General features: G+C 67.1%; 14 protein-coding genes. 12 read left to right on the top strand and 2 right to left on the bottom strand.

The genetic code is table 11. The features are described 5' to 3' along the window. Both ACLQ62_RS03785 and ACLQ62_RS03780 read left to right on the top strand, forming a co-directional pair. The coding region (locus tag ACLQ62_RS03785; RefSeq protein WP_411720337.1) for a LuxR C-terminal-related transcriptional regulator at positions 1 to 492 on the top strand (492 nt) is incomplete at its 5' end. 109 nt (positions 493 to 601) lie between these two features. Continuing rightward, positions 602 to 1,171, top strand: a complete 570-nt coding sequence (locus ACLQ62_RS03780) for a GNAT family N-acetyltransferase (protein WP_411720336.1) — start codon at positions 602 to 604, stop codon at positions 1,169 to 1,171. Here ACLQ62_RS03780 and ACLQ62_RS03775 read toward each other — a convergent pair. Further along, complete coding sequence (locus ACLQ62_RS03775; RefSeq protein WP_411720335.1) at positions 1,154 to 1,780, bottom strand: hypothetical protein; 627 nt, start codon at positions 1,778 to 1,780, stop codon at positions 1,154 to 1,156. The two genes, ACLQ62_RS03780 and ACLQ62_RS03775, sit on opposite strands and share 18 nt — an antisense overlap. A gap of 71 nt (positions 1,781 to 1,851) precedes the next feature. Here ACLQ62_RS03775 and ACLQ62_RS03770 point away from each other — a divergent pair, with 71 nt between their 5' ends. Next, complete coding sequence (locus ACLQ62_RS03770; protein ID WP_411720334.1) at positions 1,852 to 2,952, top strand: FUSC family protein; 1,101 nt, start codon at positions 1,852 to 1,854, stop codon at positions 2,950 to 2,952. Positions 2,953 to 2,954: 2 nt separating this feature from the next. Here ACLQ62_RS03770 and ACLQ62_RS03765 read toward each other — a convergent pair whose 3' ends face one another. Continuing rightward, positions 2,955 to 4,040 (bottom strand): LacI family DNA-binding transcriptional regulator, encoded by a 1,086-nt coding sequence (locus tag ACLQ62_RS03765; RefSeq protein ID WP_411720333.1) that lies wholly within the window; start codon positions 4,038 to 4,040, stop codon positions 2,955 to 2,957. Between the two features lie 136 nt (positions 4,041 to 4,176). Between ACLQ62_RS03765 and ACLQ62_RS03760 the strand changes: the two genes are divergently transcribed. From ACLQ62_RS03760 to ACLQ62_RS03720, 9 genes are all read left to right on the top strand, one after another. Continuing rightward, a complete protein-coding gene (locus tag ACLQ62_RS03760) occupies positions 4,177 to 5,418 on the top strand; it encodes an MFS transporter (RefSeq protein WP_411720332.1) in 1,242 nt (413 codons plus the stop codon). A 60-nt stretch (positions 5,419 to 5,478) separates the two neighbouring features. Further along, positions 5,479 to 6,174, top strand: coding sequence for an endonuclease NucS (gene nucS / locus ACLQ62_RS03755; protein WP_411720331.1), 696 nt, complete (start codon positions 5,479 to 5,481; stop codon positions 6,172 to 6,174). A 61-nt stretch (positions 6,175 to 6,235) separates the two neighbouring features. Then, on the top strand, positions 6,236 to 6,940 hold the full coding sequence (locus tag ACLQ62_RS03750; protein WP_411720330.1) for an HAD hydrolase-like protein: 705 nt from the start codon (positions 6,236 to 6,238) through the stop codon (positions 6,938 to 6,940). 65 nt (positions 6,941 to 7,005) lie between these two features. Next, complete coding sequence (locus ACLQ62_RS03745; protein ID WP_411720329.1) at positions 7,006 to 8,286, top strand: hypothetical protein; 1,281 nt, start codon at positions 7,006 to 7,008, stop codon at positions 8,284 to 8,286. A gap of 444 nt (positions 8,287 to 8,730) precedes the next feature. Then, positions 8,731 to 9,528, top strand: a complete 798-nt coding sequence (locus ACLQ62_RS03740) for a sigma-70 family RNA polymerase sigma factor (protein ID WP_411720328.1) — start codon at positions 8,731 to 8,733, stop codon at positions 9,526 to 9,528. A gap of 125 nt (positions 9,529 to 9,653) precedes the next feature. Further along, positions 9,654 to 10,496, top strand: coding sequence for a flagellin (locus tag ACLQ62_RS03735; protein ID WP_411720339.1), 843 nt, complete (start codon positions 9,654 to 9,656; stop codon positions 10,494 to 10,496). Positions 10,497 to 10,602: 106 nt separating this feature from the next. Further along, complete coding sequence (gene fliD, locus ACLQ62_RS03730) at positions 10,603 to 11,937, top strand: flagellar filament capping protein FliD (protein WP_411720327.1); 1,335 nt, start codon at positions 10,603 to 10,605, stop codon at positions 11,935 to 11,937. Then, positions 11,934 to 12,365 (top strand): flagellar export chaperone FliS, encoded by a 432-nt coding sequence (fliS, locus tag ACLQ62_RS03725; protein ID WP_411720326.1) that lies wholly within the window; start codon positions 11,934 to 11,936, stop codon positions 12,363 to 12,365. The genes fliD and fliS overlap by 4 nt, the downstream gene beginning before the upstream one ends. Further along, complete coding sequence (locus ACLQ62_RS03720; protein ID WP_411720325.1) at positions 12,358 to 12,648, top strand: hypothetical protein; 291 nt, start codon at positions 12,358 to 12,360, stop codon at positions 12,646 to 12,648. The genes fliS and ACLQ62_RS03720 overlap by 8 nt, the downstream gene beginning before the upstream one ends. Positions 12,649 to 12,696: the final 48 nt, after the last annotated feature.

Raw genomic sequence — 12,696 nt, 5'->3', positions numbered from 1 at the left:
GTGCTGATGGACATTCGGATGCCGGTGCTCGACGGTCCGGAGTTCGACGGCGCCGAGGCGACCGCGCGCATCATCGACACCGTACCGGGCACGCGGGTGCTCATCCTCACCACCTACGAGACCGACGATCACATCCTCGGCGCGATCGAGGCCGGCGCGAGCGGCTACCTGCTCAAAGCCGCGCCCCAGGAAGAAATTCTCGCCGGGGTGCGGAGCGTCGTCGGCGGCCAGACGGTGCTCGCTCCCGCCATCGCCGCGAAACTCGTCGCGCGGATGCGGCAGGACAAGCTCCCCGCACGCCCGAAGCTCAGCGTTCGGGAGCTCGACGTCCTGCGGCTGGTCGCGGCCGGCGACAGCAACCCGGTCATCGCCAAGCGCCTCTTCATCAGTGAAGCCACGGTCAAGACTCCTCTGCTGCACGTGTTCGAGAAGCTCGGGGTATCGGACCGCACCCGTGCCGTCACGCTCGCACTCGAGCTCGGCCTGCTCTAGGTCTCTCGTCGGCGCGACATCGCATTTACGCACCCAAAATGGCCGCCCTGAACGAATTTGAGTGCGCAGATGCCATCTCGCGACCCATCCGCGCTCGCTAGCATGAGGCATGCGCGTACTCGAGTTCCGGGAGCCCATCGGCACGGAGCGACTGCTGCTGCGTCTTCAGACGGATGCCGATCTCGACGCCGTCTACTCGTGGCAATCGCGAGCGGATGTCTGCCAATACCTCCTCTACGAACCCCGCGATCGCGAGACGGTCGCCGCCAGGCTCGCGCGGGATGCCGCGCACACTCGCCTCGAGTCGAACGGGGACTATCTGCAGCTTGCCGTCGAACGCCGCACCGACTCCCGGATGATCGGGCAGATGTATTTCACCGTCGACAACGCCGAGTACTCGACGCTTGAGATCGGCTGGGTCTTCCATCCGGATGTGGAAGGGCAGGGCTATGCCGCTGAGGCCGCGCGGGCGCTCCTCGCCCTCGGTTTCGAGACGATGGGCGCGCACCGCATCATCGCGTCGCTCACACCGGAGAACACAGCATCCGTTCGGCTCTGCCTGCGCCTCGGCATGCGCGAGGAGGCCCACTTCATCCAGGACATGTTCATCAAGGGCCGCTGGGAGGACACCGGCGTGTACGCCATGCTCGACCGGGAGTGGTCAGCGCGCCGAAGCTGACGTCACAGGGATGGGTTCGACCGGGGTGCGAACGGTCGACAACGCGATCACGACCGCGAACAGCACAGGCACCGTGCCGAACGCCAGTGTGAGTTCGACGCCCGTGGCGGCGAGGGCCAGGAGGAACGCAACCCAGAGTCCCACCCTTCTGGGAAAGCGGGGAGGGGAGACGACGACGAGGGCTAGCGCAACGCCCGCGGCGGCCAGAATCAGGGCCGGCTTCGCCATCACGCTCGACCACGTGTCGTCGGGGATCAAGCTCGCGGGATTGCGCCCCGAATCGGCCACGATCGACGCGCCGACGGTGAAGACGACGCACGCGATACCCATGCCAGCCGTCACCCGCGTCGCCAGAGGTGGCCGATCACTGAGAATGGCCGCTGCAGCCGCGGTCGCCAGAAGCAGGACGCCGACACAAAACCCCAGTGCCAGCACCGCCAGGGCGTAGCCGTTCCCGTCGGCGCAGATGAAGCTACCGTCGTAGCTGCAGCGGTACCGGATCCGGTCGCGCAGAAATGAGACCGCCGCCCAGGCAAGCGGGATGGCGAGGACGGCACCGAGCAGCGTCGTTAAAGCGAGTACCGGCCAGATCCGCGCCCAGATTCCCATCGCCACAATGTACCGACGTCCCCGGCGCGAAGATAGGCGGCCTTCCCAGCCGAGGTTGAGATGATGAACCCATGGGTACAGCTCCTCGCACGGCGGTCATCGGCGCCGGAACGCGCATCACGTCCTGGCTCGCTCATCCCCGGCTCCTGCTCGCCATCAAGACAGCCATCGCCGTCGGCCTCGCCTGGGTTCTCGCGCATCTCGTGCCGGGCGTCGCCGACGAGTACCCCTACTACGCGCCGCTCGGCGCCCTCATCAGCGTGTCACCGACGCTGATGAGCTCGGTGAAGCGGGGCGCGCAAACCCTCGCAGCCCTCGCCATCGGCATCCTGCTGGCCGGCGCCATCATCCTTTTTTGGGAACCGAACGTCTTCACCATCTCCCTCGTCGTCGGAATCGGGGTACTCATCGCGGGCAGCCGCTGGCTCACCGCCGGCGGGGAATACGTGGCAGTCGCGGCCCTGTTCGTGCTCATCATCGGCGGACAGGACGCCGACGATTACTCGATCGGCTACCTCGTGCAGATGGGCGTCGGCATCGCGGTGGGACTCGGCGTCAACCTTCTCATCCTGCCGCCGCTGAACACCAGCGCGGCGGTCCTCCGGCTGGCCGAATTCCGCTCGCTGCTCTCCGACCACCTGCATGACATCGGCAAGGCGCTCGTCGAGTCGTGGCCACCGGAGCATGAGGACTGGGCCGGGCGGAGCGGCACCCTCGTCGACACCGCCGACCGGGTGCGCGAGGCGGTCGGGCAGGCCGACGAGAGCCGCAAACTCAATCCGAGGGCCAAGCTCCACCGGCGGGACCTCGAGAAGGACTACGAGGATCTCACCGACCTGGAAACGATGACCTTCCATGTGCGCGACCTCACCGAGGTGCTGGCCGCCGCCATCTGGAAGAGCCCCATCCACGCTGAAGTCCCTCAGGTGCTCCGGGAACCGCTGAGCGACACGATCCACGCGGTCGCCGACGTGCTGACTATGCGCAATGCCGGCGAAGAGATCGGCGAGGGCGTCGCGGCCGCCGAGGCGGCGCTCCGCGTCCTGCTCGCACGGCTGGACCAGCAACGTGATCTCGACCCGTCATCACTCAGCCCCGCAGCGACCGCTGCCATGGATCTCCGTCGCATGCTCGCCATCATGCAGGAATCGGCGATGGCGGCGGATGCGTGAATTCAGGCAGGTGCTGGGCCCGTGGTGTCCCCCGGCTGGAAGCGCACGTCGAAGCTGACGGGCTCAGGGGATCGCCCGGCGAGCAACTCGACGATGGCCCGGCCGGCCGCCGCTCCCTTGCCTTGCGATGGCTGCCACACGGTGGTCAGCGAGCGCTCGAGACCATCGACCCGGATGCCGTCGAAGCCGACGACGCTGAGATCCTCCGGCACGCGGAGCCCGAGTTCGTCGGCAGCGGCAAGTACCCCGGCGGCGAGAAGGTCACTCTGGGCGAGTATCGCGGTCGGGCGGTCGACCGCAGGCACGTCGAGCAGCGCGAGAGCCGCTTTCCGGCCGGCGTCGCTCCTGCTTGCGCCGGCGATCCAGCCGCCGATGCCCGGATAGACGTCTCGGGCACCGGCGATCCGCTCCAGTGTGGTGGTCACCGTGGCGCCCGCTTCCCGTTCGGCGGTGAGTAAGCCGACGGTGCGAGCCCGGTCGAGGGCAAGCGTGACGAGGGCGACGCGGGCGTGCCCGAGCTTGCGAAGGTGCTCCGCGAGCAGCCGGACACCACCGCGATTGTCGACGCTGACGGTGTGGACATCCGCGTCGAGGGGCCCCTCGATCTGGACGATCGGGATGTTCCGGCGGCGCAGCGCCTCGAGCGTGCCGAGCGCGTCGGCGTTGCACCCGACCAGAACGACCGCGTCGACCGGCGCAGTCGTGACGCTCACAGAGCCACTGCCCGGGTCATGATCCGGGAGGAGCAGAAGTCCCGCCCCGATCGCGCTGATCTCCTCGGCCAGACCGTCGAGCGTCTGGATCAGTACCGGGTCTCGGAACGAGACCCCGATCCTGGCCGGGATCAATGCGCCGACGATGCCGCTTCTGCCCCGCCGGAGCGACTGGGCGAGCGGATCGGGCCCGCCGTAGCCAAGCTCCGCGGCCGCAGCGAGGACCTTCGCCCGGGTGTCGTCGGACACCGGGCCGTGGCCACTGAAAGCGAGTGACGCCGTCGAGGGCGATACCCCGGCCCTCGCGGCAACGGCGGCGAGCGTCGGGCGGCTCTCTGGCCGGTGTTCGGCGGATGCCGCGCTCTGGCGATTCATACGGTCCCTCGGTGGATACGGCACGGTTCTTGACCGTTGCGGCTGTCTCGGCTAGCTTAGGCGAGAACGGCTCGAATCGATTCGACCTCCCTCCTCCTGCTCCGCTACCCCTCGAATTGATATGGCGTCCTCCCCCGTGCCCACAGAATCAGCCCTCCGCCCCCGCCAGGAACTCGTCGCCTGGCGGAACGCGATCTTCGTCATCTTCACCCTCTCCGGGCTGAGCATCGCCACCTGGGCAGCGCGGCTCCCCGAGATCAAAGCCAACCTCGATGTCTCGACCGGATCCATCGGCATCCTGATCCTGGGCATGAGCGCCGGGTCGATCCTCGGCCTGATGGCGTCGGCGTGGCTCATGGTCCGGCTCGGTGCGCGGACCGGCATGGTGCTGTCGCTCGGCTTCGTCGCCATCGGTCTCGTTCTCATCGGGATCGGCGCTGGCGTCGTCTTCTCGCCGGTCCTCGTCTTTCTCGGGCTCGCGCTGTTCGGCTTCGGCAACGGCAGCGTCGACGTGATGATGAACGTCGAGGGCGCAGCCGCCGAGACAGAACTGGGCAAGACCGTGCTGCCGCTGATGCACGCGTGCTTCAGCCTCGGAACGGTGATCGGCGCTGGAATCGGCGCCGCGGCATCCGCCCTGGAAATCGGAATCGTCTGGCATGCCGGGGGCATGGCCGTGCTGATCGCCGCCGCCGTCGTGACCGCCGTGCGCTTCGTCCCGGTCCGCGAGGAACTCGGCGACGACACCCCGACGCATTCGCACAAGGAAGACTGGAAGACCCGACTGCGCGTCAACCTCTCGGTGTGGGCGGATCTGCGCCTCATCCTCATCGGCGTGATCATGCTCGGCATGGCGTTCGCCGAGGGCAGCGCCAACGACTGGCTCGCGCTCGCGACGGTCGAGGGCCACGGCCAGTCCCAGCCGACCGGCGCCATCGTGTTCGGAGTCTTCGTCTCGGCCATGACGCTCGGCCGCGTTGCCGGCGGACCCCTCATCGACCGTTTCGGCCGGGTGCGGGTGCTCCAGGTGTCCGCCGTCTCCGCGATCGTGGGGCTCATCGTCTTCATCCTCGGACCGAGCCTGTGGATCGTCGTCGCCGGCACCGTGCTGTGGGGCCTCGGCAGCGCACTCGGCTTCCCGCTCGGCATGTCGGCGGCAGCAGAGGGCAGGAATGCAGCCGCCCGGGTGAGCGCGGTCGCGATGATCGGCTACCTGGCCTTCCTGGTCGGGCCGCCGCTCATCGGCCTGCTCGGCGACGCGATCGGTCTGCTCAACGCCCTCTTCGTGGTGCTCGTGCTGGTGATCTTCTCCGGGCTCGCGAGCCCTGCGGCTCGGGAGGCTTCATCCGTCCCCAATGCCGATAAACCGCGCGCCTAACCGACATTCGGGACGGACGAACGGCACGGGCTCACAGCCATCCCGGGCTACACTCGTCGAGTGCGTTTGGTGATTGCGAAGTGTTCGGTGGACTATGCCGGTCGGCTTTCGGCGCACCTTCCGCTCGCGACTCGCCTGCTCATGCTCAAGAGCGACGGCAGCCTCCTCGTGCACTCAGACGGCGGCAGCTACAAGCCCCTCAACTGGATGAGCCCGCCGTGCTCGCTGAGCGTCGTCGAACCGGAGCAGGACCAGGCGGATGCCGGCATCACGCAGCTCTGGAAGGTCACCCACGCGAAGACCGGCGATCAGTTGATCGTGTCGGTGTACGACGTCTTCTCGGACACCGACCATGAATTCGGCGTCGACCCCGGGCTGCAGAAAGACGGTGTCGAAGCCCACCTGCAGAAGCTCCTCGCTGAACAGATCGACCTGCTCGGAGACGGCCACACGCTGGTCCGTCGCGAGTACATGACCGCCATCGGGCCTGTGGACATCCTGGCGCGGGACTCCTCCGGGGCGTCGGTAGCCGTTGAGCTGAAGCGCCGCGGCGACATCGACGGGGTCGAGCAGCTCACCCGCTATCTGGAGCTGATGAACCGCGATCCCCACCTTGCGCCGGTCCGGGGGGTATTCGCCGCCCAGGAAATCAAGCCGCAGGCGCGCACGCTCGCGGAGGACCGTGGCATCCGCTGTCTGGTGCTGGATTACGACACGATGCGAGGCCTTGACAACGCTGACGGCCGACTGTTCTGATATATCTCCCGCTCGCGAGAATTGTCGTTTCAACCGCGAAACTGCCTACTATGGAGTCCTCATGTCTATTTCATCCCCCGAACTCACCGGCACGGGCTCTCTAGCCGTTCACCGCACCTGGTCAACCATTCTGTTCGACCTGGACGGCACCATCACCGATTCAGCGCCGGGCATCGTCGCGCGACTGGCCAAGATGTTCGCGGCGCTCGGCCTGCCCGTGCCATCAGATGAAGAACTGTTGCACTGGGTCGGACCACCGATGCTCGAATCCCTCGAACTCCGCGCGGGCATGACCCCCACCGAGGCGCTGGAAGCGCTGATGGTCTACCGAGGCATCTCCGAGGAGGACGGGCCGTGGAGCGGTTCAGCCGTCTACCCGGGCATGGCCGGACTGATCAAGCAGGTCGCGGCGAGCGGCATCCCGACGGCGATCGCAAGCAGCAAGCCGGAGTCTCAGATTCACGCCGTGCTTGGGCACTTCGGGCTGAGCGAGTACTTCACGGTGATCTGCGGAGCCTCCGAGGATGAAACACGAAGCGCGAAAGCGGACGTCGTGGCAGAGGCGCTCGTGCGGCTCAATGCCGACGGCATCGACACCACCCACGTCGTGCTCGTCGGCGACCGTCACCACGACGTCGAGGGCGCTGCCGTCCACGGCATCCCGACCATCATGGTCGAGTGGGGTTACGGCTCACCGGCTGAGGCCACCCACGCGATGGCTGTCGTGCACTCCACCGACCAGCTCGCCAAGCTCCTGCTGGGCTGACCGCCGTCGCGCGTAGCTGGGCGCGCTCTCGGGTTCCTCTCACCGCCGCCGCATAGGCTCGCATCATGACTGACGGACTGTGGTGGCTGCCGTCCCTCATCGTCTTCGGCACGGCAGGCCTTGCCGTCGTGGTGGCCGTCCGGGTCACGGCAGCGAAGCGCCGGCTCGGTGCCGGCACCCAGGACACTCTCGCGGCTCTCGAGCAGAAGGCCGGTGTCGCCCTCGTGCGCACCGACGACCTCGTGCACTCCGCCGAGGAAGAGGTGGCGTTCGCGGCCGCCCAATTCGGGGATGCCGCCGCGACGGACTTCGCCCGCACGGTGGCATCCGCTCGCGAACAGTTGCGTGAGGCGTTCCAGCTGCACCAACAGCTCGCCGATGAGATCCCAGACAGCGAGTCGCAGCGCCGGCGCTGGAACCAGCGGATCGTCGAACTCTGCACCGAGATTTCCCGCAGCATCGGCGAACACACCGACAGCCTCGATGCGCGGCGCACGCTGGAACGCAATGCGCCCGAGCGGCTCGGCGAACTCCGCCGCGCCATCGCAGCGACCGAGGGTCGGCTGCCCGAGATCGAGTCGACGCTCGAGCGACTGGCCTCCCTCTACGCCCCGGCGACGATCGCTTCGGTGACGGATGCTCCGACACGCGCACGCGACGCGCTCGCGCAGGCGCAGGCCGCGCTCGCCCAGGCCGAGCTTCGGGTGTCAGCCCAGGAAACATCGGCCGAGCACCTTGACGACGCGTCGCAGCACCTGCTCACCGCGCGACACGCGCTCGACGGCGCGACCCGCACAGCTGCCGGGCTCGACTCGGCGAGTGCCGAGTTGGCGGCGGCGATCGATCGGATTCGTGGCTCCGTCGCCGACGCCCGACAGCGGCGCGACTCCGCGGAGGTGCCCGAAGCCGTGGCAGAGATCTCCGCCGGGATCGACATCGCCTCTGCGGCACTCACCCGGGCGAGCGATCGCTCGAGTGTGCCGGACCCGCTCGCCCGGCTCGACACCCTCCGCGAGGCAGAAGCCCGCCTCGACGCCGCGCTGTCAAGCGCCCGGAGCCGCCAGCAGCGCATCGACTCCGCCCGGGAAGCACTCCGGGGCGCCCTTTTCTCGGCGCGAAGCCACCTCGACGTCGCCTCGACGTTCATCAGCGAAAACCGTTCCCGGGTGGGGCCGGATGCTCGCACCCGGCTCGCAGAGGCGGAGCGCCAGCTCGCCCTCGCGGAAGCCGCGGATGACCCGGTGGATGCGCTCGACATCGCCCGGCGCGTCTCGAGGCTGGCACAGGATGCTGATGCGCTGGCCCGGTATGACGCCGGGCCTCGCACAGCCCCGGATAAGCGCTGACCGGACGCACGCACGAATTCATCGCGTCATCCCCTGCCCACGGTGTTGATCGCAGGGTGAACGCGGCACCACCGGCGGAATGCCGGGCTTCTTCACCCCCACTTCGGGGCTTTCTTGACGCTTGATTATTGCGCCGCACTCTGGATTGCTTCTCGCAGAAGCCCCGAAGGAGGGGCACAGCCCGCTGAAGGAGTAGGGGCGGGAAATGCCGGAATTTTCGCGGGAATCTGCGTCTCTACGATGGCGCGTCGGGCAGCCGACACGCCCGGGAGATTTCGGGCTGTCCCCTGTTTCATGGACCGACTCCCGCGGAATTCCGGGCCCACCGACCGGTTGGAACGCTTCGTTATAGTTCGAATCGTACGTTGAACGACGACCCGAAGGCGTTGAACGGACATCGTGACCATAACCATATTGGAGTGGAATGATGACCGGGGTCCAGCCTTGAATCATGCAGAACGCAATCGACTCGTTGTCGACAATTTGCCCCTCGTGGGCTACCTCGTCTCGGAGGTCTGTGCGGCGGCCAGCCATCTTTCCCGGGACGACCTGGCATCGGCCGGAGCCATCGCGTTGATCACCTCGGCGGACTCGTTCAACCCCGATCTCGGGGTTCCGTTCGGCGCGTTCGCGCGCAAACGCATCCTCGGCGCCTTCGCCGACGACATGCGCTCGAGCGACTGGGCGACCCGCGGCGCACGCCGTCGCATCAAGGAGACGGTCGCCGCGCAGGACTCCCTGACCGCCGCCCTCGGACGCAAGCCCAGCATCGACGAAATGGCCTCAGCGCTCGGCGTCGATCGTGAGACGGTCGTCGCCGGCCTGTCGGATGCCGCGCGCACGGTGACGACGCTCGACGGCCCGACGACAGAGTACCTGGCCGCCGACATCCCGCTCCCCGAGGAGTCACTTCTCGTCGCTGAACGCCTCACCTACCTTCGTGCCGCGGTCGCCGCCCTGCCTGCGAGCATGCGGTTCATCGTCGAGCAGATCTACTTCGAGGACCGCCCGGTCAAGGACGTCGCCGCCGAGCTCGGCATCACCCACTCGGCCGTGTCGCAGCAGCGGGCAGAAGCCGTCCGCTTGATGCGCGACGGCCTGGCGACTCACTACGCCGATGTGCCGGCCCCGGAGGTCATTCCCGAGTCCCGCATCTCACCGGTTCGACGGATGGCGTACCTCGCCGGAGTTTCCGAGCAGATCCTGCGGGCGACTCACCCCGCCGCCGTCGCCGTCGGCTGACCGGGCGCTGCCTGAAAATTCTTCCGACGGATGCTTACCCCCGGCGAAACCCGGTCGATAGCTGAGTGTGAACACACCGGACCATGGATGGGCCGGACACCACCCCGATCAAGGAAGACATCACCATGGGTATGCAAATCAACACCAACGTCGCGGCACTCAACTCGTACCGCAACCTCTCCAACACGCAGAACGACCTGTCGAAGTCACTGGAGAAGCTCTCCAGCGGTCTCCGCATCAACCGGGCGGCAGACGACGCGGCCGGCCTCTCGATCTCCGAGGGCCTGCGCGCGCAGATCAACGGCTCAAAGGTTGCCGCCCGCAACGCGCAGGACGGCATCTCGGTCATCCAGACCGCTGAAGGCGCCCTGACCGAGGTGCACTCGATCCTGCAGCGCGTTCGTGACCTCGCCGTCCAGTCCGGCAACGACTCGAACAACGCCGACTCGCGTGCTGCCATCAAGACCGAGGTTGAAGCACTCGGTGCAGAACTGACCCGCATCGGCGAATCGACCAACTTCAACGGCATCAAGCTTCTCAACGCCGGCGCAGCAGCAGCGCCGCTCACCTTCCAGGTGGGTGCCGGCGGCACCGCTGCCGAGGATCAGATTGCGGTCAACTTGACCGATGTGGCTGCTATCGGCGCGACGGTTACTGGTCTGGCAGCAACCGGCTTCTCCACCTCTACCAATGCTCTCGCCACGATCACCTCCCTGGACACTCAGATCAAGAACGTTTCGACCTCGCGTTCCTCGCTCGGTGCCTCACAGAACCGTCTCGAGTCGACCATCAACAGCCTCAACGTGTCGAGCGAGAACCTGGCAGCTGCCGAGTCCCGCATCCGCGACACCGACATGGCGTCCGAGATGGTCAACTACACCCGTGCGAACATCCTGTCGCAGGCCGGTACCGCCATGCTCGCGCAGGCGAACCAGTCCAACCAGGGCGTTCTGCAGCTCCTCGGCTAAACCGGGTTCCTGAACAACGCCCGGTGGCGGCGAGGCAGGAACTGGACCTTCTGCTTCGCTCGCCGCCGGGCGTTTCCGGCACTCACCCACAACGACGGGATCACGAATGGGACTCGCACTCGACGGGCTCGCGAGCGGCCTCGACACCACCGCTCTCATCAACTCGCTCATGCAGCTCGAGGCGATCCCGCAGTCGCTTCTCAAAACCAAGGTTTCAGGCACGCAGTCCGTTCTCACTGCCCTGCAGTCGCTCAACACCAAGGTCGCCTCGCTCGGCGAACTGGCCACAACCGCTTCGAAACCTGGCGCTCTCACCACGTTTTCGGCGACCAGCAGCTCCGACAAGGTCTCGGTGACCGTGGCCAAGGGCGCAACGGCCGGCCAGCTCGACATCGTCGTCGACAAGCTCGCCCAGGCCCAGACCACCGTCTCCGCCGCGCTTACCGCCTGGCCCGAGACGACACTGACCATCACGGGGACGGACGGCGTCGCCGTTCCGATCACCGCCGCAAGCACTTCGCTCGACGACGTGGTGAAAGCGGTCAACGCCGCGCGCGCCGGCGTGACGGCCACGAAGGTCGCCTCAGGAACGGATGCTGTCACCGGCGAGGCGCAATACCGGCTGCAGTTCACGGCATCCGACACTGGAACCCCCGGGGCGTTCACCCTCTCAGACACGAGCGCCGCCATGACCACCATCAAAACGGCGCAGGACGCCGAAGCGACGCTGTGGAAGGGCACCGCCGCTGAGCAGGTTGTCACCTCGTCGACGAACACGTTCGCCGACATCCTGTCCGGCGTCTCGATCACGGCGACGGCTACGTCGACGGACCCGGTCAGCATCAGCGTCGCTCGCGATACTGATGCCGCGTCCACCGTCGCGAAGGATTTCGTCGGGTCGCTCAACGACGTCTTCGCGTTCATCGCCTCGAAGTCCGTCGTGAACACGACGACGACCAACGGCATAACCTCGGTTAGAGGCGGGGTCTTCACCGGTGAGAGCACGGTGCGGAGCGCGCGGCAGTCGCTCGTCAGTGCCGCCTCAATGCCGGTCAACGGATTCTCGCCGTCTGAGATCGGCATCAGCGTGACGAAGGCGGGGGTGCTGGAGTTCGATGCCGAGGTCTTCGCCACCGCCCTCGCGGAAGACCCGGTCAAGGTTGAATCGATGATGCAGACGCTCGCGACCCGAGTCGCGGGCGCGGCGACGCAGGCCTCGGACAAGTACGACGGCACGCTCACCTCGAAGATCACCGGCCAGGAATCCCTCGCGAAGAACCTGAGCGGTCAGATCGAGGAGTGGGACACCCGCCTCGAAAACCGCCGCGCCACCCTCGCGCGCACCTACTCCGCCATGGAGGTCCGGCTCAGCGCTCTCAACGCGCAGTCGTCGTACCTGACCTCGCAACTCGCATCCCTCGGCACAGGAACCTCGAAATGACACTGACTTACGACTTCGCTGCCCAACGTGCCAAGTACAACCGCGACGCCATCCTGTCCGCTACCCCTGGAACGCTCCTCACCATGCTTTACGACCGCCTCCTGCTCGACCTCGGCCGCGCCGAGGCTGCTCAAGAACGCGAAGATTGGGGCGTCGCCCGGCAGAACCTGCTGCACGCCCAGGACATCGTCGCTGAGCTGTCGTCATCACTGAAGGTCGACGCGTGGGATGGTGCGCCTGCCCTGTTCGGGCTGTACACCTACGTCTCGGGCCTGCTGATCACCGCCAACATCAACCGCAACATCGCACACACCCGCGAGTGCATCGGCGTGCTGGAGCCTCTCCGCCAGGTCTGGTACGTCGCCGCGGCCGAACTGCCGGCTGAGCGCCCGGAGCTGGCAGCGAGTGGAATGCTCGGCATTGGCTGACCAGCCGAACTCGATCTGGCCGGCCCTCCTCGACGAAATGGAGGCGGACCTCGCCCGGAATCTCGGTTTCGGGCAGTCGAACGCCTGGTCCCCGCCGGCCGGTGCAGGCCCACTTCCCGCGCACCTGTTCGGCCGCGCCCGTCGCGTCGTGGACGCCCAACAGCGTGCCATCGCCGTGCTGACGGAAGAGCAGGCCTCCGTCGCCCGGCACCTGGCCGCGCTTCGAACCGTTCCATCCCCAGGCGCCTCGGGCCAGTCCGTTTACCTGGACGTCGTCGGTTAGACACGAGGGGATGGCATCCGCTTCTTACCAAAACGGATGCCGCGCCGA

The organism is Mycetocola sp. (assembly GCF_046716805.1).
GTDB lineage: Bacteria > Actinomycetota > Actinomycetes > Actinomycetales > Microbacteriaceae > Mycetocola_A.
This window is presented reverse-complemented; position numbering and strand designations above follow the sequence as displayed.

Excerpts from the sequence above, each read along its gene's own strand:
- ACLQ62_RS03780 (WP_411720336.1), top strand. The coding sequence starts at position 602 with ATGCGCGTACTCGAGTTCCGGGAGCCCATCGGCACGGAGCGACTGCTG.
- ACLQ62_RS03775 (WP_411720335.1), bottom strand. The coding sequence starts at position 1,780 with ATGGGAATCTGGGCGCGGATCTGGCCGGTACTCGCTTTAACGACGCTG.
- ACLQ62_RS03770 (WP_411720334.1), top strand. The coding sequence starts at position 1,852 with ATGGGTACAGCTCCTCGCACGGCGGTCATCGGCGCCGGAACGCGCATC.
- ACLQ62_RS03765 (WP_411720333.1), bottom strand. The coding sequence starts at position 4,040 with ATGAATCGCCAGAGCGCGGCATCCGCCGAACACCGGCCAGAGAGCCGC.
- ACLQ62_RS03750 (WP_411720330.1), top strand. The coding sequence starts at position 6,236 with ATGTCTATTTCATCCCCCGAACTCACCGGCACGGGCTCTCTAGCCGTT.
- ACLQ62_RS03745 (WP_411720329.1), top strand. The coding sequence starts at position 7,006 with ATGACTGACGGACTGTGGTGGCTGCCGTCCCTCATCGTCTTCGGCACG.
- ACLQ62_RS03735 (WP_411720339.1), top strand. The coding sequence starts at position 9,654 with ATGGGTATGCAAATCAACACCAACGTCGCGGCACTCAACTCGTACCGC.
- fliD (WP_411720327.1), top strand. The coding sequence starts at position 10,603 with ATGGGACTCGCACTCGACGGGCTCGCGAGCGGCCTCGACACCACCGCT.
- fliS (WP_411720326.1), top strand. The coding sequence starts at position 11,934 with ATGACACTGACTTACGACTTCGCTGCCCAACGTGCCAAGTACAACCGC.